Annotated in this window: 25 protein-coding genes and 2 tRNA genes; 12 read left to right on the forward strand and 15 right to left on the reverse strand. The window is 32.9% G+C overall.

Translation table 11 applies throughout. The annotated features are described in order from the left end of the window. Window positions 1-26: 26 nt before the first annotated feature. Window positions 27-542, reverse strand: a complete 516-nt coding sequence (locus AC1EUU_RS14670) for a gamma carbonic anhydrase family protein (RefSeq protein ID WP_480202198.1) — start codon at window positions 540-542, stop codon at window positions 27-29. Window positions 543-605: 63 nt separating this feature from the next. Between AC1EUU_RS14670 and AC1EUU_RS14675 the strand changes: the two genes are divergently transcribed. Genes AC1EUU_RS14675 through AC1EUU_RS14685 form a run of 3 tightly spaced genes read left to right on the forward strand, consistent with a single transcriptional unit; the run spans window position 606 to window position 1,821 of the window. After that, window positions 606-905, forward strand: coding sequence for an ArsR/SmtB family transcription factor (locus AC1EUU_RS14675; protein WP_480202199.1), 300 nt, complete (start codon window positions 606-608; stop codon window positions 903-905). 55 nt (window positions 906-960) lie between these two features. Next, a complete protein-coding gene (locus tag AC1EUU_RS14680; RefSeq protein WP_480202200.1) occupies window positions 961-1,098 on the forward strand; it encodes a hypothetical protein in 138 nt (45 codons plus the stop codon). Between the two features lie 6 nt (window positions 1,099-1,104). Beyond that, complete coding sequence (locus AC1EUU_RS14685) at window positions 1,105-1,821, forward strand: aspartate/glutamate racemase family protein (RefSeq protein ID WP_480202201.1); 717 nt, start codon at window positions 1,105-1,107, stop codon at window positions 1,819-1,821. Here AC1EUU_RS14685 and AC1EUU_RS14690 read toward each other — a convergent pair. After that, window positions 1,804-2,538, reverse strand: coding sequence for a LytR/AlgR family response regulator transcription factor (locus AC1EUU_RS14690; RefSeq protein ID WP_480202202.1), 735 nt, complete (start codon window positions 2,536-2,538; stop codon window positions 1,804-1,806). The genes AC1EUU_RS14685 and AC1EUU_RS14690 overlap by 18 nt on opposite strands. Further along, a complete protein-coding gene (locus AC1EUU_RS14695) occupies window positions 2,538-4,754 on the reverse strand; it encodes a histidine kinase (RefSeq protein ID WP_480202203.1) in 2,217 nt (738 codons plus the stop codon). Before AC1EUU_RS14695 ends, AC1EUU_RS14690 begins: the two co-directional genes overlap by 1 nt. A 207-nt stretch (window positions 4,755-4,961) precedes the next feature. Between AC1EUU_RS14695 and AC1EUU_RS14700 the strand changes: the two genes are divergently transcribed. The 7 genes from AC1EUU_RS14700 to AC1EUU_RS14730 all read left to right on the forward strand — a co-directional run bounded on the left by AC1EUU_RS14700 (window position 4,962) and on the right by AC1EUU_RS14730 (window position 11,428). Next, window positions 4,962-6,074: a vWA domain-containing protein gene (locus AC1EUU_RS14700; RefSeq protein ID WP_480202204.1), complete on the forward strand. Its 1,113-nt coding sequence runs from the start codon at window positions 4,962-4,964 to the stop codon at window positions 6,072-6,074. A gap of 69 nt (window positions 6,075-6,143) precedes the next feature. Continuing rightward, window positions 6,144-7,040, forward strand: coding sequence for a NifU family protein (locus AC1EUU_RS14705; protein ID WP_480202205.1), 897 nt, complete (start codon window positions 6,144-6,146; stop codon window positions 7,038-7,040). 69 nt (window positions 7,041-7,109) lie between these two features. Further along, window positions 7,110-7,310, forward strand: coding sequence for a dodecin family protein (locus AC1EUU_RS14710; protein WP_480202206.1), 201 nt, complete (start codon window positions 7,110-7,112; stop codon window positions 7,308-7,310). A 155-nt stretch (window positions 7,311-7,465) separates the two neighbouring features. Further along, a complete protein-coding gene (locus AC1EUU_RS14715; protein ID WP_480202207.1) occupies window positions 7,466-9,514 on the forward strand; it encodes a thioredoxin domain-containing protein in 2,049 nt (682 codons plus the stop codon). Next, on the forward strand, window positions 9,514-9,873 hold the full coding sequence (locus AC1EUU_RS14720; protein ID WP_480202208.1) for a DUF1304 domain-containing protein: 360 nt from the start codon (window positions 9,514-9,516) through the stop codon (window positions 9,871-9,873). The genes AC1EUU_RS14715 and AC1EUU_RS14720 overlap by 1 nt, the downstream gene beginning before the upstream one ends. A 5-nt stretch (window positions 9,874-9,878) precedes the next feature. After that, window positions 9,879-10,694 carry a mechanosensitive ion channel family protein gene (locus AC1EUU_RS14725; protein ID WP_480202209.1) on the forward strand — a complete coding sequence of 272 codons (816 nt, stop codon included), beginning with the start codon at window positions 9,879-9,881 and terminating at the stop codon, window positions 10,692-10,694. 17 nt (window positions 10,695-10,711) lie between these two features. Next, entirely contained in the window at window positions 10,712-11,428 is a 717-nt protein-coding gene (locus AC1EUU_RS14730) for a hypothetical protein (RefSeq protein ID WP_480202210.1), read from the forward strand. On the opposite strand, the gene tsaB is transcribed toward AC1EUU_RS14730, so the two are convergent. From tsaB to cyoE, 10 genes are all read right to left on the reverse strand, one after another. After that, window positions 11,421-12,098: a tRNA (adenosine(37)-N6)-threonylcarbamoyltransferase complex dimerization subunit type 1 TsaB gene (gene tsaB / locus AC1EUU_RS14735; protein ID WP_480202211.1), complete on the reverse strand. Its 678-nt coding sequence runs from the start codon at window positions 12,096-12,098 to the stop codon at window positions 11,421-11,423. The genes AC1EUU_RS14730 and tsaB overlap by 8 nt on opposite strands. Before the next feature lie 82 nt (window positions 12,099-12,180). Further along, entirely contained in the window at window positions 12,181-13,551 is a 1,371-nt protein-coding gene (locus AC1EUU_RS14740) for a TolC family protein (protein ID WP_480202212.1), read from the reverse strand. Window positions 13,552-13,685: 134 nt separating this feature from the next. Then, window positions 13,686-13,895, reverse strand: coding sequence for a hypothetical protein (locus AC1EUU_RS14745; RefSeq protein WP_480202213.1), 210 nt, complete (start codon window positions 13,893-13,895; stop codon window positions 13,686-13,688). Continuing rightward, window positions 13,892-14,422 carry a DUF420 domain-containing protein gene (locus tag AC1EUU_RS14750; protein ID WP_480202214.1) on the reverse strand — a complete coding sequence of 177 codons (531 nt, stop codon included), beginning with the start codon at window positions 14,420-14,422 and terminating at the stop codon, window positions 13,892-13,894. The genes AC1EUU_RS14745 and AC1EUU_RS14750 overlap by 4 nt, the downstream gene beginning before the upstream one ends. After that, window positions 14,422-15,111: an SCO family protein gene (locus AC1EUU_RS14755; RefSeq protein ID WP_480202215.1), complete on the reverse strand. Its 690-nt coding sequence runs from the start codon at window positions 15,109-15,111 to the stop codon at window positions 14,422-14,424. Before AC1EUU_RS14755 ends, AC1EUU_RS14750 begins: the two co-directional genes overlap by 1 nt. Beyond that, window positions 15,108-15,659 (reverse strand): hypothetical protein, encoded by a 552-nt coding sequence (locus AC1EUU_RS14760; RefSeq protein WP_480202216.1) that lies wholly within the window; start codon window positions 15,657-15,659, stop codon window positions 15,108-15,110. Before AC1EUU_RS14760 ends, AC1EUU_RS14755 begins: the two co-directional genes overlap by 4 nt. Before the next feature lie 183 nt (window positions 15,660-15,842). Next, window positions 15,843-16,184: a cytochrome C oxidase subunit IV family protein gene (locus AC1EUU_RS14765; protein ID WP_480202217.1), complete on the reverse strand. Its 342-nt coding sequence runs from the start codon at window positions 16,182-16,184 to the stop codon at window positions 15,843-15,845. 15 nt (window positions 16,185-16,199) lie between these two features. After that, window positions 16,200-17,174, reverse strand: a complete 975-nt coding sequence (locus tag AC1EUU_RS14770) for a cytochrome c oxidase subunit 3 (protein ID WP_480202218.1) — start codon at window positions 17,172-17,174, stop codon at window positions 16,200-16,202. Between the two features lie 130 nt (window positions 17,175-17,304). Next, window positions 17,305-17,865 (reverse strand): cytochrome c oxidase subunit 3, encoded by a 561-nt coding sequence (locus AC1EUU_RS14775; RefSeq protein ID WP_480202219.1) that lies wholly within the window; start codon window positions 17,863-17,865, stop codon window positions 17,305-17,307. 7 nt (window positions 17,866-17,872) lie between these two features. Then, entirely contained in the window at window positions 17,873-18,775 is a 903-nt protein-coding gene (gene cyoE, locus AC1EUU_RS14780) for a heme o synthase (RefSeq protein WP_480202220.1), read from the reverse strand. 161 nt (window positions 18,776-18,936) lie between these two features. Here cyoE and AC1EUU_RS14785 point away from each other — a divergent pair. Then, a tRNA-Gly gene (locus AC1EUU_RS14785) sits at window positions 18,937-19,009 on the forward strand. Window positions 19,010-19,027: 18 nt separating this feature from the next. After that, window positions 19,028-19,113: transfer RNA gene (locus AC1EUU_RS14790), tRNA-Leu, on the forward strand. Between the two features lie 1,142 nt (window positions 19,114-20,255). On the opposite strand, the gene AC1EUU_RS14795 is transcribed toward AC1EUU_RS14790, so the two are convergent. Next, window positions 20,256-20,750, reverse strand: a complete 495-nt coding sequence (locus AC1EUU_RS14795; protein ID WP_480202221.1) for a hypothetical protein — start codon at window positions 20,748-20,750, stop codon at window positions 20,256-20,258. A 166-nt stretch (window positions 20,751-20,916) separates the two neighbouring features. Further along, the gene (locus AC1EUU_RS14800) at window positions 20,917-22,149 is read right to left on the reverse strand and encodes a 3-phosphoshikimate 1-carboxyvinyltransferase (RefSeq protein WP_480202222.1); all 1,233 of its coding nucleotides are present in this window, start codon (window positions 22,147-22,149) and stop codon (window positions 20,917-20,919) included. Between the last annotated feature and the right edge of the window lie 58 nt (window positions 22,150-22,207).

Here is a 22,207-nt window from a genome sequence, read left to right on the forward strand (position 1 = left end):
GATCTAAAGGTCGTATAAGGTGATATTTATTTCTTATACCAACCAGAATATTTTACATAATTATCGGCAATTCTATTAATCTCTCCAGAAACTAATTCTGGTGAAATGTCTTTTATTTTTTTAGCAGGCATACCGGCATAAATTGTTCCTGATTCAACTTTGGTACCTTTAGTTAAGACCGCTCCAGCTGCAATAATAGAATTGCTCTCAACGATACAATCATCCATAACGATAGCGCCCATACCAATTAATACATTGTCATGAATTGTGCAACCATGTACAATGGCATTATGGCCTATCGAGACATTATTACCAATATTTGTTGGACTTTTCTTATAAGTACAATGCACCGTGGCATTATCTTGTACATTTACTTTATTGCCCATTTTTATATAATGTACATCGCCACGAAGTACAGCACTGTACCAAATACTGCATTGATTCCCCATTTCAACATCACCAACAATCACTGCGGTTTCTGCGATAAAACAATCATTACCGAATTGAGGCTCTTTTCCGTTTAATTTTTTGATAATACTCATAGAGTTCTTTAACTAACATATCTATATATTTAGATATATAAAAATATTTCATATATTTGTAGCATGAATATAGTAGAAATTAGTAAAATATTATCAAATAAAACAAGATTAAATATTTTAGAATGGCTTAGAGAGCCCGAAAAACATTTCCCTCCTCACGTTGATATTGAAGGGTTCGATGACGGGGTTTGTGTTGGGTATATTCAAGATAAGTCAGGTTTATCACAATCGACTATTTCAACTTATTTAACTGCAATGCAAAAAGAGCGTTTAATTATCCCTACCAGACATGGGAAATGGACTTACTATAGACGGAATGAAGAGGTAATTGATCTTTATAAAAAGAATATTAACAAGATATAATTTTTTATTTAATATATCTATAATTCTGAATATATAATAATTTAAAAATGAAGATATGGACTGCACATTAGAACATCAAGTGAACTCGAGAAAAGTAAAAAAATCAGTTTTAGAGTTAATGAAATGCAAATCACAACGGTTCTTTCAAAATCTAAAAATTACAGGAGCCGAAGAAATGTCTAAAACTAAATAATTATACATGAAAACCATTGGATTAATTGGAGGAATGGGCTGGCAATCTTCTATGGAGTATTATAAACTATTAAATGAATATTCGAACAGAATAAAAGGAGGTTTACATTCTAGTAAAGTTATTCTATATTCGGTTGAATTCTCTGAAATTGCTCAATTAACACATGAAGAAAATTGGGATGCCATAGCCGAGATAGTAAAACGAGCAGCTATAAATTTAGAAAAGGCCGGTGCAGATATCATCTTAATAGCATCGAATCTTATACATGTTGTAAGCAATTATACCAAAGAAGCCATCAACGTACCATTTCTTCACATAGCCGAAGCGACCGGCAGAAAAATCAAAGAGAAAAATTTAAAAAAAGTTGGACTCATTGGAACCAAGTACACAATGGAGATGGATTTCTATACAAAATACATATCAGAAAATTTTGGTGTTGAAGTGGTAATACCGGACAATAAAAGTGATCGTCTGCAATTAAATGATATTATTTATTCAGAACTTCTTAAAGGCATATTCACGGAGGATTCAAAAAATAAATGCAAAGAGATCATAAAAAAAATGGAGGAGAAGAATATTGAAGGAATCATTCTGGGCTGTACAGAATTTCCATTATTAATCCCAGAAAATGAATTGAATATTCCCTCATTCGATACCACCAAAATTCATGTATTAACTGCTTTAGAATGGGCAATGGAATCTAATTCACTTAAAATAGGATAGCAGCTCAGCTTTTTTAGAGGCAGATACACTTAATTCTTTACCATTATTTAAGAATACAGTTCCTCCTTTGCCCTTTCGGTAGGATGTGATATAAGATACATTCACCAGATATGATTTATGAATGCGTGCAAAACCATTTTCTTTTAAAACCGCCTCGAAATATTTTAACGTTTTACTTACCAACTTCTTATATCCGTTTTCAAGATAAATTTCGGTATAATTATCATCGGCCTTGCAATAGATAATATCTTTCATTTCTAATACTTCAAATCCATCTTGAGTAGGAATTGTAATTTTTTGATTTGTAGGATTTGTTTTAGGGATCAATACTTTATTCTGCAATTCTGTTTCCTTTTTTTTCAATTCGGTCACATAATCAACCGCTTTAATAAGATCATCTATAGAAATAGGTTTCAATAAATAATAAGATGCATGTTTATTAAGTGCTTCAATTGCATATTGGTTATATGCGGTAACAAACACAACTTCGAAATCTATTTTACCCAATTTATCTAACAGATCAAATCCAGAACCATAAGGCATTTCAACATCTAAGAATATAAGATCTAATTCATTATTCCTTATCAATACCAAAGCCTCATCAATATTCTTAGCCTCTCCAAGTACTTCAACCGTAGGGCAATATTTTGCCAAGTAGCTTTTTAGAATTTCACGGCTGGTTTGCTCATCTTCAACTATTATCGTTCTTAAATTCATCAATCCTTTTTAAGTGTTAATCGTACCTTGGTGCCCGTTTCATCATCATATAAATCTTCAATACAAACGTCAACTTTATCTTTATACATTTCGTTTAAAATTGCTATTCGTTGTTTGATGTTTTGCATTCCCTTTGATTGCTGTTTTTTCTGATGCTCAGTCTTTAATTCTTTAGACTTCTTTCTACCTATACCATTATCTGAAATTTCAATGGAAATAGTTTCCTCATTTATTTTGGAAAGTTCGACTTTTAGAAATCCTTTATCTTCCTTATATCTCAACCCATGCCAAACAGCATTTTCAACATATGGTTGCAGTAACATCGGTGGAATCTGAAACTGTTCATGCTCAATATTCTTATCAATAATTAACTTGTAATCAAATTTATCTTGAAAGCGAGAATGTTCTAGCTTTAAGTATAATTCTAACAATTCTATTTCCTTTTCTAAAGGAATAAAATCTTCTTCGGAGTTTACCAAAACACTTCGCATTAAAGTTGAAAATTCCGTTAAATATCGGTTCGCACTGCGTTCATCATTTTGGGCAATGAAACTATTTACAGAGTTTAAAGCATTAAAAATAAAATGTGGATTCATTTGGGTACGCAATGACTTTAAGGCTAATAAATTATTGGTTAATCTACGTTGGCGATTACTGCGTATCATCCAAAACAATGAAAATAGAAGTAAGATCAGTCCAACTAATAAACCATAAATTGTTAATTTTTGGCGACGATCATTTTCAACCGTTAGTTGATTTTCTGTTTCAAATAATTTCAACTTATTATCAGATAATTCTCTGTCTTTTTCTAAACTCGTAATTCGGTTTTGCTTTTCAGACAGTGACCTGTTTAAATTGATTGCATCTGCAATTTCCTTTTCCTTTTGTTTATAAAGCACATCTACAAGCGAAACATACTTTTGATAGTTTGTTAAAGCATTTACCTCATCTCCTAAGGAAACATAAGCTTCAGATAATTTCTCAACAGCATCTTTTTGAGTTTCAATATCTTCTTCTTCTTCAGCATCAGCAGCGCTTTCTTCTAGTAATGATATTGCTTCATTTAATTTGTTTTGTTTTAAATAGGCATTCCCAAGATCAAGTTTTGCTCTCGATTTTGTTATTTTTTCATCAGTCTCCGGGCCTACTATTTCTTTAATTTCTTCATCTTCTAATACTTCCAATGTCTTTTTACGAAGTTCAACCTCTTTATTTAAGCTATTATTTTTACTGTAAAACTCCGCTGCGCGTCTATTTTGAAGCACTGCTTTCTGTGGGCTTTCTGCCTCCGCTGACTGAATTGAACGGTTTAAATATCCTTCTGCTTCTCCATCTCTCCCTAACTCATCTAAAACGGAAGCTATTTTAGAATTTAAAACTGTTAGTTTCGAAATATTATTAATTCTTTCATTTAGATTTAAGGCAGTTCTATATTCTGCTAAAGCCCTATTAAACAATTTTTGCTGAAAATAGACATCTCCCAGGCCTTCATATACTTCTACCTTTTGCGTAGTTGTAATGGCTCGATTCTCAAGCAGTGTTTTAAATTGCTTTTCACCTAAATTATAATCACCATTTAGCAAATAAGCTTTTGACAGCTTTATTGCAGTAATAATTTTAGGTTCATTATCATTTGCAATTTTATAATTATCAGCGGCCAAATCATATTGTTTCAAGTTCATATATACATCACCTAAAACTGCATACGATTGACCCAATTGCTGATTATTGATACCTGCTAAATTTAGCGCTGTCCCAACCATTTCTAAACTTTTGGAAGGATTGCTGGCACTATAAAATATTGCAGAATCTAATTGTATCTGAAAACTACTTTGTCTGCCCCTACTTATCTTTGATTTTTTCACTTTAGAAACGCTTGATCCCTCTGGAACATCTAACACACCCGAACCATCTTTCACTTCATAATTTAAACTACCGTCATAACGATACGAATCAATTGTTCTACCATCTTTACTTAGTATAATTAGGTCTCCAATTTCTGCTCTTATTGTGAATTCTCCATTATCATTTGTTTTTGTAGAAACACCCTTACCTCGTACTCTAACCGTTATACCAGCAAGAGGCCTTCCGTCAATATCGGTAATTCGATCACTATAAACACCCTTTTCTTTCGTTTGATCATTTCTTATTTGGGCATTCAAATTCACGGCCGCAGAAATTAGCACCAGTAATAATATGTATAATCTATATTTCATTAATCGATTAAGACAGAGGTAAAACTACATACTTTAAACGACACCATAAAATCAATATTTTTTAATAAAGGGCTTTTTGAGTACTAAATTTGCCGCTTTACTAAATCAGTATTCTCATTTACTCAATTAAAAGTGTATTTCACTCATTTTGAGTTTTTATAAAATGTTTATGGCCATACTTTTACTCAAAATTTAAACAAAAACACTATGAAGAATTTAAAAAAAATAATCATCGTTCTTCTAACTTTAACCTCAACCTTTCTATTTGCTGTCAATGATAACCCCAAAAAGAACACCATTAAAGTTGCGTTGCTTTTAGACACAAGCAACTCTATGGACGGGCTTATTAATCAGGCTAAAACACAATTATGGGAAATTGTTAATGAATTATCGTATGCCAGATGTGAAAATGAACATCCTGATCTGCAAATCGCGTTGTATGAATATGGAAATGATAACTTATCATCACATGAGGGTTACATTCGTCAAGTAATGGGCTTTAATTCAGATCTCGATGAGATTTCAGAAAAGCTATTCGCGCTTCGTACAAATGGTGGTAATGAATTTTGCGGAGAGGTAATTCAAACTTCGCTCAAACAACTGGATTGGGGCAATAATAAAAATGACTTAAAATTAATTTTTATTGCGGGTAATGAGCCTTTTACCCAAGGAACTGTTCATTATAAAGATGCTGCCGCTTTAGCAAATGAAGAAGACGTAGTAGTTAATACTATTTTCTGTGGTAACTATCAAACTGGAATTCATGGTAAATGGCAAGATGGAGCTCGTTTAACCAATGGTGATTATATGGCCATTGATCAAAATGAAACTATCGTACACATTGCCTCTCCATATGACGGAGAAATTATCATCCTAAACAAAAAATTAAATGACACCTACATTTATTATGGAAGTCAAGGAGCAAATAAAATACGATTACAGGCAATTCAAGATCAAAACGCTGCTGAACTTGATGAAGTAGTTGAAGTGAAAAGAGCTGTTAGTAAAAGTTCAAGAGTATATAAAAATTCAACTTGGGATTTGGTCGATGCCGAAAATGAAGCAGACTTTAACTATGATAAGATTAATAAAAATAGCTTACCAAAAGATTTACAAAACAAATCTACTGCCGAAATCAAAGAGTATGTTTCTAAGCAACGTTTAAAGCGTAAAGAGATTCAAAAAAAGATCAATGAACTCAACAAAAAACGTATTGCTTATGTTGCTAAAAAACAAAAAGAAACAACTAGCAGAAGTTTAGATAAAGCTATGATTAAGGCCATAAAAAAACAGGCCAAAAACAAGAACTATGTTTGGTAGATGAAAGCTCGCAAATGCGAGCTTTTATATTTTAATCTTCACTATCTTTGCGTAAATAATTTTTGAATCATGCAGCAGACTCTTATTTCAATAGAAAACACACCTAACAATGCCATTTTAAAATTCGTTGCTAATAAAATATTAACCGATGGAAGTTTCGAGTATCATAATGTTGACGAAGCCGAAAATTCCACTTTGGTTCAACAATTATTTCACTTACCCTTTGTGAAAAAAGTATTTGTTACCGCAAATTTTATAGCTATTGAACGCTACAATATTGTTGAATGGGTTGACGTGCAAGAAGAATTAAAAGCAGTTATTGAAAACTACCTTAATAAACATGATAGTTTATTTGCTCAAACGGCAACAACAGCATCTATAGTAGAGGTTTATGCCGAAAGCACACCGAATCCTGCAGCAATGAAATTTGTTACTAACAGATTGTTAACTTCCCAAAACATAGAAGCATTAAGTAATGAAGATACTGCAGAAGTTCCTTTAGCGAACGCTCTGTTCGATTTCCCTTTTGTGAGTCAAGTTTTTATCTCAGAAAATTATATATCTATTACAAAAAACGATACCATTGATTGGTTTGAAGTAACAACATCGTTACGTGACTTCATTAAAGAATACCTTCGTGAAGGTAAATTGATAATCACAGAAAATTATCAACCAAAAAAAATAGCACAACCTGAATTTGAGCCAATAAATACCGAAGAGCTTGATGATGTTTCTCAAGAAATCGTTTCTATTCTTGATGAATATATAAAGCCGGCGGTAACTTCAGATGGAGGTAATATTATGTTTCAATCTTACGACACCCAAAGTAAAACCGTAAATGTTGTTCTACAAGGTGCTTGTAGTGGATGTCCATCATCAACTGTTACTTTAAAAAATGGTATTGAGGCAACCCTTAAGCAACTACTGCCCAATAAAATAGAAGAAGTTGTTGCTATTAACGGCTAACACTTTAAAAACTATCAACTATTTTGTACCTTTAGGAAAACAATTTTTTAATCTTAAAACAAAATAGTTATGGCAGTAATGAAAGTTATTGAAGTAATGGCAAATTCTAGTGAAAGCTGGGAAGATGCCACAAGAAAAGCAATAAAACATGCTTCGAAAAGTGTGAAACATATCAGATCGGCATTTGTTCAATCGCAAAGCGTTGTTGTAAGTGATGACGATGTTGAAGAATTCCGTGTAAATGTTAAAATTACCTTTGAAGTAAAGTAACGCTAATCATTGGAAAATAGAGAGCGTTTTGAAATATTCAAAACGCTTTTTTTATTATGTATCTTTACCAAAAAAAGTTAATGGCTTATAAGCTTTCTACACTTCTACTTTTGTTGTTGCTCTTGTTGAATTGCACAACTAAAAAAACAAAAAATATGGCTGAACATCTGCATACTAATGCTCTTATTAATGAAACAAGCCCGTATCTATTACAGCATGCTCATAATCCGGTTGACTGGTATCCTTGGGGAAAAGAAGCCTTAGAAAAAGCCAAAAAAGAAAATAAATTAATTCTTATTTCTATTGGTTATGCAGCTTGCCATTGGTGCCACGTAATGGAGCGTGAAAGCTTTGAGGATACTGCTGTTGCCAAAATTATGAACCAAAATTTTATCAATATAAAAATTGATCGTGAAGAGCGACCCGATATTGATCAAATTTATATGAACGCTTTACAGTTAATGACAGGGCGTGGAGGGTGGCCATTAAATTGTATTACACTGCCTGATGGACGTCCGGTTTGGGGCGGCACTTATTTTCCAAAAGAAAATTGGGTAGATGCTTTAAACCAAATTAATCGTGTTTTTAAAGAAGAGCCCCAGAAAATGGAAGACTATGCCTCAAAACTAACTAAAGGCGTACAACAATCAGATCTCATTGTATTAAACACTACTACTGCAGATTTTAATAAAGTTGAACTTGATACTATTATCGCCAATTGGAAAAAATACCTCGACTTTGATCTCGGCGGTAATGTTGGAGCTCCTAAATTCCCATTGCCAAACAACCTCAGTTTTTTATTACGATATGCAAAACAAACCAATGATAAGCAAATAGATAAACAAGTTCAAAATTCACTTGATAAAATAGCTATGGGTGGTATTTATGATCAAGTGGGTGGAGGATTTGCACGCTACTCTGTTGATTCAAAATGGCATATTCCACATTTTGAAAAAATGCTTTATGATAATGGGCAATTGGTAAGTTTATATTCAGATGCTTACCTAGCTACCAAAAACCCATTTTATAAAAATATCGTTTACGAAACCACGCAATTTATTGAACGTGAACTGCTCGATAATTCAAACGGTTTTTATTCTTCTCTAGACGCCGATAGTACAAATGACAAAGGAGAACTTGAAGAAGGTGCCTTTTATGTATGGAGTGAAGCCGAATTACAAGAGCTTATAGATGAAGGCGATTTTAGCATTTTTAAAGACTATTATAATATTAGTAATGACTGGAAATGGGAGCATGAAAATTACAATCTTTACAGATCAAAATCTCATCAAGAAATTGCTAAAAAACATCAAATAAATGAAGAAGAGCTTAGCGAAAAAGTAAAAAGCTGGAAGGCCATTTTATTAAAACGCAGAGAACAACGTGACCGCCCCCGCTTAGATGATAAAATACTTACTTCATGGAATGCTTTAATGTTGAAAGGGTATGTAGATGCTTATCGCGCTTTTAATGATCAACATTTTATTAATATGGCCTTAAAAAATGCAAACTTCATCATTAATAATCAATTACGAGATGATGGAGGACTAAATAGAAATTATAAAAATGGTCAAAGCAGTATCAACGCTTATTTAGAAGACTACGCAACAACAATCGATGCCTTCTTACAACTTTATCAAATTACATTAGATGAACAATGGCTTCAAAATGCAAAACAATTAACAGACTATACCTATGATCATTTTTACGATGAAAAAAGTAATATGTTCTTTTTTACTTCTGATGAAGACGAAGCGCTTATTGCCAGAAAAATTGATACAGATGACAATGTAATTTCATCTTCTAATTCTATCATGGCTAATAATTTGTTTTTGCTAGGTCATTATTTCTACAATAAAAAATATTCAGATAATGCACTGCAGATGTTGCAAAATGTAAAAAACAAAGCAATTCGTTATCCTAGTGGAAGTTCTAATTGGCTAAATTTATACTTGAATTATTTGGGTGAATTCTATGAAGTTGCCATTTCTGGAAAAGATGCACACCATAAATTGAGAGAGGTTAATTCAAAATTCATTCCTAATAAACTAATTGTAGGTAGCACAAAAGATAGTGAATTACCTTTACTAGAAAATAAGTACTCAGATAGCCAAACTACAATTTATGTATGTATTGATGGTGCTTGTAAATTACCTGTTACCGAAACTCAAAAAGCTTTATCACAAATCAAAATTAATTTCTAATGGAACTATTATTACAGATTCTTGTCGCGCTGATTGCCTTATTGCATTTTTATTTTATGATCCTTGAGATGTTTTACTGGACAAAACCTAAAGGTATGAAAGCATTTGGGCTCACTAAAGAATTAGCAGAACAATCTAAAGTTCTAGCTGCAAATCAAGGTTTATATAATGGCTTTCTCTCAGCGGGACTCATTTGGTCTCTTATTGATAAGGTTTATAGTAAAGAAATTGCAATTTTCTTCTTGGTTTGTGTGACTATTGCGGGTATTTATGGGTCTTACTCAACAAAGAAAAATAAGATCTTTATTATTCAATCAATTCCCGCTATTATTGCGCTTTTAATTATATTAATCAAATAGAAAAAATGGAAAAACTACAATCGTATTTAGACAGAGGTTTAGATCTAATTATTGAATATTCACCAAGAGTGATTACCGCTTTAATCATTTTACTCATCGGGTTATGGATTATAAAAATCATTACCAAATATACCCGTAAAATAATGATGAAAAGAGATATGGAAGATACTTTACAAAAGTTTTTAGGCGATCTACTAAACTGGACACTTAAAGCCTTACTCTTTGTAACCGTTATTTCTCAATTAGGTGTAGCCACTTCTTCTTTTGTAGCAATTTTAGGTGCTGCCGGTTTAGCAGTTGGCTTAGCGCTTCAAGGGTCTTTAGCAAATTTTGCGGGTGGTGTATTAATAATGATATTTAAACCTTTTAAAGTGGGCGACCTTATAGAAGCTCAGGGGGAGTTGGGTTCGGTAAAAGAAATACAAATTTTTGTAACTAAATTATTAACTCCCGGTAATAAACTGGCCATTATTCCCAATGGAATTCTGTCTAACGGAAATATTGTAAATTATACTGAAGAAGGCAAACTTAGAGTAGACTTGACATTTGGTGTTTCATATGATTCTGATATAAAACAAACGAAAGAAGTTTTAATGAAAACATTAACTTCTAATGATAAAGTATTAAAAGACCCAGCGCCAGCAGTTACAGTATCAGAATTAGCTGATAGCTCTGTGAATTTTGCCGTACGCCCATGGTCTACACCAGAAAATTACTGGGATGTATATTTTGAAACTACAGAAAATGTGAAAAACGCTTTAGATGCTGCTGGTATTGAAATACCATATCCGCACTCTGTAGAAATTCAAAAAGAAGGATAAAAATTAATATTAAATTTATGAGATCAAAATTCATTTTATTAGTAACCCTGTTTTTGATTCCTGCAACTCTTGTCTATGGACAATCAGAACTTTCTGGGTTTGGTAGTTCATTGATTGACCCATACGATATGTATCATATTCTGGCCAACGGTAAAAAGGACAAAATTGATTTATCTGAAGCTAAAGGAAGCCCTTATGAACAAAAATCATTTGTTTTTGGCAAGGCGGGAAACAAGGTTTCTGATCTTGTTAAGAATTATTACTTAAGATATAATGTCTACAACGATGAAATTCAGATGAAGTCGAGCTTGGAAGACACAAACATTTTTGGGCTCATTAAATCGTTAAATATTTATGCCGTTATTAATAACAAAGAATATCATTATTTATCGTACGCAGATAGTGATGAAATTAATGAAGGTTACTTTATTTTAATCAATGATAATTTAAAAACCCCTCTTTATTTAAGGAAAACAAAACGGTTCAAAGCCGGACAACCGGCTAAAGATTCGTTTAGGGATGCCGTACCTCCATCTTTCAAGGAAATTAATCGATTTTATTATAAAAAAGATCGAGTTTTATTTCTTCTACCAATCAAGAAGAAGGGTATTCTTAGTCAGTTTTCAGATAAAAAAAATGAGTTGAAGAAATTTATGAAAGATGAAAAGATAGATTTACGAAGTGAAATAGATCTTGTAAAACTACTTATGCATTATGAGTCTTTAACTAATTAGCATTCTTTTTATGAACGATAAAATCTTTTAAATAAAAGGGTTCAAAATAGGCGACATCTTCGATGTCGCTTTTTTTATACTTTTCAAAGGAAAGCGTGGCCATCTCTTTTGAAGAAGGAAAATAGCTGTCAAGAAAAACAGCATTTTCGTGTTTAATAACTCCCTTACACTTTTCTGCACCATCACCTAAAAAGTGAACCTTTCCTTTTGCCAAGTAACTAGAGAAAGAAGTGCCATCGATAATTTGAGCCTGAGTTTCTCTAATTTGTTTATAGGAACTGTCAAACACAGCTGAATATACTTCCATGCGTCTAGCGTCTAATAAGGGAATAATTAAGGCTTCATGATCTACTTTAATGGCATTTGCTAGAGCGTCTAAGGTGCCTATTGAAATTAGCGGTTTATCCAAACTAAAACACAATCCTTTAGCCGTTGAAACACCAATTCTTAATCCGGTATAAGATCCAGGCCCTTTACTAACTGCAATAGCATCAAGATCAGATAGATCTTTACCTGCCTCTTTAAAAATGGCTTCGATAAAAATGTGTAGGTTTTCTCCATGAGAATAATTGCCATCATTTAGTTCTTTTATAGTAAGCACATTGCCCGCCTGCGCTAAGCTTACCGAGCAATTTTTTGTAGCGGTTTCTATATTTAAAATTAAAGACACTTGTATAATTTTGTGCAAATATAAAAAAAGACCTGTCTAGCGTATCGCCAAACAGGTCTTTCTTCTTGTTAACTAATTTAAACTATTGCTCTATTATAGGAATACCATAATAGAATTCTAAAACTTTGGTTCTAAACACAAAGTTATATTTTGCTCTGGTCAATGTAGCTTGTGCATTTACCAAACGGTTTCTTACTTGCTCGAAATCAAAAGAATTTGTTGCTCCTAAACTATAGCGCTCTTGCGCATAATTGAAAGATAACTGCTGTGCTTCTACCGACTTTTGAGCTGCTTCATATTCTTTTAATGTTGCTTTCGCATTAATGTAGGCGCGCTCAATCGCTTCACGTAAGGCTCTTTTTTGATCAGATAAATTCACTTTAGCAATCTCTTGATTGATCTTGGCTCTATTCACATTGGCTTTTACCTGACCTTTATTAAAGATTGGAATATTTAAGCTTAAACCAAAACTCTGCCCAAAATTATTATCTATTTGTTTTGAAAAGCTATTATCAATTTCAATCATTTGACCAGTATCTGGGTCAACAACTGTAAAAACATCAGACATCCCTTGTGTATGATTGTAACCCGTACCAAGTCCTGCACTCGCTGATAAGGTAGGCAGATAAGCAGATTTTGCAATTTCCACACCTGTTTCAGCGTTCATAACGCCCAATTCTGCGCTTTTTATTTCTGGTTGGTTACTCACTGCTTTTTCGAAAATCTCATTTGTATTGTTATACATTAATGAAACCGAATTAATTCCAATAGGTATTTCCTGTACATCAAAGCCTTGATTTGGTATTTGCAATAATTGAGACAATTCTAATAATGAAAGTGCTACATTATTCTCAGCCGTTACAATGGCATTTTCATCATTGATTTTCGTAGCCTCAACTTCTAATAAGTTTCCTTTAGGCTGTACTCCTTCATCTACTAATTCTTTTGTTCTTTTATATTGCTCTTCACTAATTTTTAGCTGCGCTTCGGCAATTTTTAAATTCTCCTTATTGAATAATACGTTTAGATATGAGTTTACAATATTTAATGAAATATCATTTTTCATCTTCTCTAGATCTAATAGACTGGCCTCATAACTATTCTTAGATTGTTTATAGGCATTTTTTATTCTAAAGCCATTGAAAACCGTTACTTGCGTTCCAACACTAAAGTTGTTTGAACGTGTATTAGCAACCCTGGTTCCTGTAATTTGATTTACTCCCGATCCCCAGTTATAGTTATGAGAAGCCGATGCAGAAACACCTGGTAAAAAATCACCTTTGGCGGTTGCAATATCTTCATTACGCAAATCGGTTGTATACTTAGCACGTTGTACTGAAAGATTGTTTTCTAAAGCGTGATTAACACATTCTTTAAGGGTCCATTTTTTATCTTGTGCAAATGAAAAAGTAACAGCAAGAATTGCCATTACCAGCGATAATTTTGTTTTCATGAGTTAGTATTCTTATAGGCTCTACAAAACCACATACTTATGTTTAAAAAGTATTTAATGGTTCTGATACATTTTTGATTTTATTATATGACGTCTAAAAGTAAGACTTGTTACATTTTATAGAAAGTAAAATGTTAAATTTTTATTTTTTTTCGGTTTTTATAGATGAGATATCCCGCAATGGCTACTAATAAATATGGAAAAGCCATTAGATACACAATGCCAGAATTTACGCCTTCTGCTATTTCGGCATCACCAGATTCTACCACAGCTTTGCACATGGCACATTGTGCCGACACCGTTTGTGAAAGAAATAAAATTACTATGAATGCTAATTTTCTCATACGTAATAAGGTGAGATCATTAAATATACTATAACACCACTAACAGCTACATATAACCATAACGGAAAAGTAATTTTTGCAATCTTTTTATGACGTTCAAAATCGTTTGTAATTGCTCTCACATAGGTAATTAACACAAAAGGAATAATTACTATAGAAAGTAAAATGTGCGTTATAAGTACAAAAAAGTACAGATACTTAATGGCTCCTTCTCCGCCATAGGAAGTGGAGTCTGAAGTCATGTGATAGGCTACATACATAACCAAAAATGCCACCGAACAGAGTATTGCTATTTTCATTAACCGCTCATGTAAAACTCTATTCTTATTTTTAATGGCCCAAACCGCAACTATTAATAATATTGCCGTAATTCCGTTAATTGTTGCATAAATAGGTGGTAGAAAAGTTAACGGTTCAGCGTTTGGAATTTTCACCCTAAATAAGGCCGCCACAACTAATGGAATAACTATAGATATTAGCACTATCCATTTATTATACTTCTTTGTTGATACAGCTTCTTGACTCATTATTCTTCTAGTAACTTTTTAATATCATCTTTTAATAATGCTACTTGACTTGCTTCAGTGCCTTGATAATATACAATAGGATTTCCATGATCATCTCTTCGGCTTCGGATATAGCCTCTTTTATCAATTAATGCAAAAAAACCTTGATGTTCAAAGCCACCTGCTACTTCTGGATTAATTTCTGCAAAAATATTAAGTCCTTTATTTGAAAGTTCAAACACTTCCTCTTTATTGTTCGTAGTAAGCATATGCCAATTCAATGAAGTTACTCCATAATTTTCGGCGTATTGTTTTAAAATCATTGGCCTATCGTGCTCCGGATCAATAGAAAATGAAGCAATTCCAAAATCGCTTCTTTTGCCAAATTCTTTCTCAAGTTTTAGCATATTTCTATTCATGATTGGGCAAATAGATGGACAAGTTGTAAAGAAAAACTCTACTACATATACTTTTCCTTTATAATCATTGTTGGTAATCAGTAAGCTATCCTGATTGATAAAGGCGAAATCTGGCATTTTTCGTTTTTCGTCATTAATTTCAAGATATGATAATTTACCATCAACAACTTTATGCATTCGTGTTCCTTCTACAACTGATTTCTTATTGATTCTATCAACTATTTTAGGAACCGCATAAATACCAAACACAAGTATGATAAATGAAACCGCTATGTATGAATTTTTTTTCATTGTACTTTTTTCAAGCCTTGTTTTCTTCTATTCTTTTTCAACGCCATTCTGTATTCTGCCATTAAAACTTTTACATCGTCAACCATTTTATTATGTATAGGCGCAACAGTTTCTGCAGGATAACCATATAACACTCCATTAACACTGTCTTCATCATCTGTTCTACCACGTAGGTGCATGTCTTTATCTATAATAAAGGCATAAGGTGTGTAACTGGCATCATTTAATGTGTAAGTTGTCTTGAGGCTGTTGAACACTTCTTTGATTTCTTCAGGAGAGCCAAATAATAATCGGAACTTGCTCATATCTGTAGCAAAGGCTATTTTCTTTTTTAGTACTTCCGCTTCGGCTTCTTTTCCTTTAGGGAGAATAACTATAAATTGAAAATCATCAAACCCAATAAAGTGTTTATATATTTTTTGGTTAAGGTTTAATGCATTGGTTTTAGAATGTTCGATATCTTCACCTAAAAAACATAAAACGGATATTTTCCCGTCTAATGTTGTATCTGAACCGTCGTCGGCAATAAAGTGCGTAACATCACTCACTTTTTTTGTTAAGACGGGTAGTTTTGCAAAATTATTAGTGCCCGTTATCAGAAAAAGGTAAAATACTAGGGGCATAATAAACAGACCAAATAATACCCAAAATTTTTTATTTTTAATAAAACTGAACATAGTAAAAAGCTAAAAAAAGCGGTTTAAAAACCGCTCTTAAAATCTATATATTTTTTAATTCCATCGAACATATGGAGCTAATTCGTCAAAAACGTAGTCGCCCTCAATTAGCACCAATGCTGTTAGGTAGACGATTAAGAAAACTACAGTCCATACTATAGCTCTTCTAAACCAAGTTCTTTCTTGTTTTAAATGCATAAAGTACCATGCGATACCATAAGCTTTTACTAAAGTTAGTATAATAAATATCCAGTTTAATATACTAGTTCCTAAAAACTGAACTAAATGAAGCGAATCTGGCTTATATATACCCAAAACTACTTCAACGATAGTTACTAATGATAGAAATCCAAATACTTTCCAGATTAATGCTGTATGCGATTCTGCGTGTGCCATTTTAAGATTGTTATTTTATACTAAATAGAAGAATGTAAAGACAAATACCCAAACTAAGTCTACAAAGTGCCAGTATAAACCTACTTTTTCAACCATTTCATAATGTTTTCTCTTCTCATAAGTACCTATTATTACATTAAAGAAAATAATAACATTAATTACAATACCAGAGAATACGTGAAAGCCATGGAAACCGGTTATAAAGAAAAAGAAGTCTGCAAATAATGTTTTACCATACTCATTAACTTTAAGATTTGCACCCTCAACCACACTATTGGCTTTAGCGAGTAATGCTTTTGCTTCTTCTTTAGAAACTATTGTCTTTTTCTTTGTTGCTAAGTCTATTTGTTCGGTTCTTAGATTCACATTAGGGTTTGCATTAAAGCTCTCAACCACTTCACTCACGGTATAAGGTGCTACAGAGCTACTAGACATAAACCAAGTACCTTCATTTCTTTTTAATTGATGTGTAGAATTATGTCCTTTTACAAATTCACTCAACGCGATTTGATGGCCAGATTCGTCTACAAATTGAACAATCTTACCATCGGTTAACTCTACTGCGCCGTACGAACCATTAATAAATGTTTTCCACTCCCAAGCTTGTGAGCCTACGAAGATTAATCCACCAATAATGGTCAATAACATATATATGATAACTTTACCTTTTTTCATATGGTGGCCAGCATCAACGGCTAGTACCATAGTTACTGAAGAGAAAATCAGGATGAAAGTCATAAAGGCCACATAGATCATTGGATAACTTCCATGTGAAAACGGAATGTGTGTAAACACCTCGTCTGCAATTGGCCAACTATCTAAAAACTTATAACGTATCATACCATACGCTACTAAAAATCCTGAAAAAGTTAGTGCATCAGACATGATAAAGAACCACATCATCATTTTACCATAACTAGCACCAAAGGGTCTGGCCGCGCCTGACCAAGATCCATCTTTTGAAGTATCAACGGTTGTTGTTGCTTCCATATAATTCGAATAGTTAATTTGGTTTTATTTCGTCTTACAAAGACCTCTTTTATTCAAAAAACAAAAGTAAAAAACTTACGCGATAAACCAACTGTTTAAATTTGTTTTTTTATGGTTCTATTTAATACTATTATCTAATAAAATAAAAGAATACAAATAGAAAAATCCATAATATATCTACAAAATGCCAGAAAATGGCGCCTAAATCTAATCCAAGATAATTGGTAGCGTTGTATCGTTTTCTAAAATGATTGTAAATAACAACCAACAATACAATCAACCCAGCTGCAACATGCAATAAATGTGCAAATGAAATAACCATCAATAATGATGAAGACACAACACTCTCTTTTCCAGCAACATAAAATCCTGCTTCACGTAACTCGTAAAACCCTTGTACCTGAGAAGCCACAAATCCAACTCCTAGTAATAGCGTTAAAATAAGATAAATTGTGGTCTGTTGTCTCTTCTCTTTTTTTATACTTTTTTTTGCCAGCAGAAACGTAATACTACTTAAAATAATTAAAACAGTACTTATATATAAAGCTTGCGGCATTTCTAAAGATACCCAATCTTCACGCTTACTGCTTATAACATAGGCACTCGTTAGTCCGGCAAACATCATTACCATACTCACCATAGACACATATAGCATTTGCTTTGATGTCTTTTCTCTTAAGCTAAAGTCCATAAATTAATTATAAAAATTTATCAATCACATAAATTACCTGAACAGCAGTAATATATAATACACTGGCCAGCATCAATTTTCTTGCAATACTATCTGTTTGCTTCTTATGGAGTTGCATACCAAAGTATAACATATATGCTCCTAACAAGAGTACTAAAACGGCTCCAATAGGTGATAAATTCAAACTACCTGTAACTCCAAATGCAGGAAATATTGATACAATAATCATCCAAACGGTATATAATAGTATTTGTATTGTTGCTTTTTTATTCTTTTCGCCGGTAGGGAGCATATTAAATCCGGCTTTTTTATATTCGTCGTAACCTAGCCATCCAATAGCCCAAAAGTGTGGAAATTGCCAAAAGAATTGTATCATGAACAGCATACCTGGCTCTATATCAAATTTACCCGTTGCGGCTACCCAACCTAGCATAAATGGTATGGCTCCGGGTATGGCTCCTACAAAAACAGATAAAGGTGTTACAGATTTTAATGGTGTATAAGCGCAGGCATATAAAAAAATAGATATAGCCGCAAACATTGCTGTTTTAGGGTTGATATTATAAAGTATTGTAATTCCTAAAAGCGTTAATAATATACCAATAATTAAAGCGGTATTTACAGACATCCTACCTGCAGGCAATGGTCTATTTTTGGTACGCTTCATCAGTTTATCGGTGTCTTTTTCAATAATTTGATTAAAAGCATTTGAAGCGCCTACCATACAATACCCTCCAATGGCCAGCATGATAAGAATATCTATCTTAATAGTTTCGGCTGCTAATAAGTAGCCGGCAATAGCTGAAAACACAACACTAATTGATAAGCCAAACTTTGTAAGTTGCTTTAAATCATCAAGAATAGTAGCTATTGAAGTAGTTTTTGCAGTTGAACTATACGTGGTTTGCATATGTTTTTGCTAAAATAGGCTGCAAATATACCCAATAATTAGAGATTAACCATGCAACATAAAATAAAGAAAATAAAAACTTAAAAAAAGGCTTTGAGATTGTCAGAAATGTTTTAAATTTGCCCTCGCATTTGAAATGAATGCTCGTTCTTTTAGAAATTGCGAAAATAGCTCAGTTGGTAGAGCGCAACCTTGCCAAGGTTGAGGTCGCGGGTTCGAATCCCGTTTTTCGCTCTGAAAAAGCTAAGTCCTGCTCGGGTGGTGGAATTGGTAGACACGTTGGACTTAAAATCCAATGGACAGTAATGTCCGTGCGGGTTCAAGTCCCGCCCCGAGTACTTTAAAAATCCTCAACTATTTAATTCATAATAGATTGAGGATTTTTTATTTTGTGATTTCTCAGCGTTTAGTCAATTAACCTTCAAAAGGTAAGCTTTCTAAATCAACATTGATTTTTAATTTCACCAGTAACAACTCTCATTAATCTTTGTATATTTCGTTAGTTGAACGTAAAAACCTTTCGTAATAATTTTAAAATTATCATGTGGAAATAAAGTTGGTTCTGGATTTTATTGCCTCTCCTTATATCATTATCCGGCTATTTATTAACAGTTGGACTTAGGAATAGTGGCCTTATGGATTCAACTCGGACAGTAATCTTAGGGAATTATGTGAAAACACCGAACTTTTACATATTTTTCAGTTACATGTCGTTAACCTTTTTTATAATCTTTCTTGGGAAAGCAGTTTTAGAAAAACTGAAAAACGGCAATACCAACAAAGTATTGATATTTTCTACTTCTTTTCTGATTCTGCAAGTAACTTACCAAGTACTTAAAATCAATTGGATTAACGAAACAAATTCTCTGGATGAAAACACTATCAAACTTTGGCAAGATATTTTGCATATATCGCTTCCGATACAATTGATTTTGATTTGTGTATTGGTAATTGTGAGCTGAAAAGGTGAAAAAAGAGGCAGCAATTAAAAAAATATTGCTAACAACCAATATTGTTTATTGTTATCAAATTGAAAAAACCACCTCTGTTTTGACTCCCAAATCATCAAGAGGTGGCGGTTGTTAACCTTCCGCCTGTAGTAAGAAGGGGGTTGTAAAATTATAACTTATAATACTCATAGCCAAAAGTTTGAAATACCCTTTTTATACTTTTTCATTGTAAGCAAAATAAAAGAGCGCTTTATGAACAAATAATTTCCATGAAATGTGTAATCAATGTAAAATCTCTTTAATTATAAATTGAAGTGTTTTTTAAAAGCACCTTTTAAACTTAGCAATAAAGAAATAGATTATAAAAGTAAAAAACCGCCTCTTCCGAGGCGGATATGTCCTTCCAAAATTAAGTAATCGCTAACTTGCGGAAGGGGATTTTAAAATATCCCCATGGCACTCCTAAAAATGTTTTTCGTAAAAATACAAATTATAAAAGAAACATTATCAAAAGTAAATTCGACAATATTCTACTTTCTTTTATAAACGGATTTAATGTAGGGAACCCAAGTTTTACCGCTGTCTTTAGATCGACCAACAACCACTTGATTTTCATTTTGAGAATGCTGATTATAGATCAGCTTAAAAGTATAATCTTCTTTGGTATTTACGGGCTTAGAAAAAGCATCAGTATTACAAAAAATAAGCTTCTCGTCTAAAAATTTACCTTTATACACATCCATAGTACCCGAAGTAAGATCTAGAGTTAACATTTTGTAAATATCAGACGTTTCATAACCGAATGTGTTATTCATAGCAACCAGCTCATTTCCCTTCATAATCTCTACTTTTTCGGTCAATAACTTATCAGAAGAAGTAATAGACGACACACCACTACCAATCTTCATCCAAAAATCAGATTGATACATATATACCAACACATAGTATTCACCAACTAAATAGTTAATTCTATGCAGATCTGCATTCGAGATTTTATGATTATTGGTTGAAAGGTATCCTAGCATTCGGTTTTGATTTTTGAGTTTAAATGATGCCTTATACTATTAAAGACGCTGCTAAGCAATCTGTGTTACATATTTTAACATTTGCAAAATAGCAGTTCTTAATTTTAGTGGTAAAAAAAGGGTCTCAAAAAGGAAAAAATGGCAATGCCGATAATAATTTACTTTTTCAGGAGAAAAAACGCTCGATATCTTCCCAAAACCGCACATATGATTTTGTGACCACCTCAGCATCTCTAATCGTTATAGGTGCTTTTGATGCAAGTGGCGCAAAGGCCATAGCCATACGATGATCATTATATGTTTCTATAGCTACATTTTTATTAATGTTCGAAGAAGCTTTTAAATGTAAACTATTGTGGGTTACTTCAATTTCAGCTCCTAGTTTTTGTAGTTCATTTTGAAGTGCAATTAACCGATCGGTCTCTTTAATCTTTAAGGTATGTAGTCCACTTAAGTCACAGGCGATTCCCAACCCAAAACAGGTAACCGCAATTGTCTGGGCGATATCTGGAGCATCGATTAGATTAAGTTCAATAGGTTTATCCCTAAATTTAGAATCAGTAGCTATTGATCTCGCTTTTATCAAGGTAATTGAATCATTCAAAAAAGTTGTTTCAACACCAAAATTCTTATAGATTTCAGCTAAGCTTGAATCACCTTGTAAACTATTTTTTTTGTAAGAGGATAAGGTAACCTTGTTACCTTCTTCCCCCAGTGCTATAAGGCTGTAATAGTAAGAAGCAGAACTCCAATCAGATTCAACAACAGTTGTTGTATTTGCTATCGCTTGTAATGGATATACGTTAATGATATTCTTATTCCACTCTGTTTTAACACCAATTTGATTAAGTAATGTTAACGTCATTTCTAAATAAGGCCTCGATGTAACTTCACCTATTAGCTCTATTTCCAGCCCTTCTTTTAGGCTAGGCGCAACAAGCAAAAGAGAAGAAATATATTGACTACTTACGTTACCTTGAATAGCTACTTTTTTTTTGGTGATTGCTTTCCCCCTGATCTCCAATGGAGGATACCCTTCTTTCTCTGCATAAGTTATATCTGCATCTAGCATACGTAACGCATCCACTAAAATCTCAATTGGTCTATTTTGCATGCGATGAGAACCTGTTAATACTACTTTTCTACCTTCATTACAAGCAAAGTATGAAGTTAAAAATCGCATCGCAGTTCCCGCATGACCAATATCGATGAGTTCATCATTAGTTGATAAAGCGTGCTGCAAATGATGTGTGTCATCAGAATCAGATAAGTTATTTAGTGTTAGATTTGAAAACCACTGTTGTAAGATTAATAACCTATTCGACTCACTTTTTGATCCTGATACCTGAATCGTTGGTTCTTTTATTTGTTTATTCGTATAATCCAGATGCAAATCCACAAGAATAGCGCTGTTATTTTTTATTACTAAATTTAACTTCCTTTTTCAATTAACTCAA

This window comes from Maritimimonas sp. 2205BS37-2 (assembly GCF_056591755.1).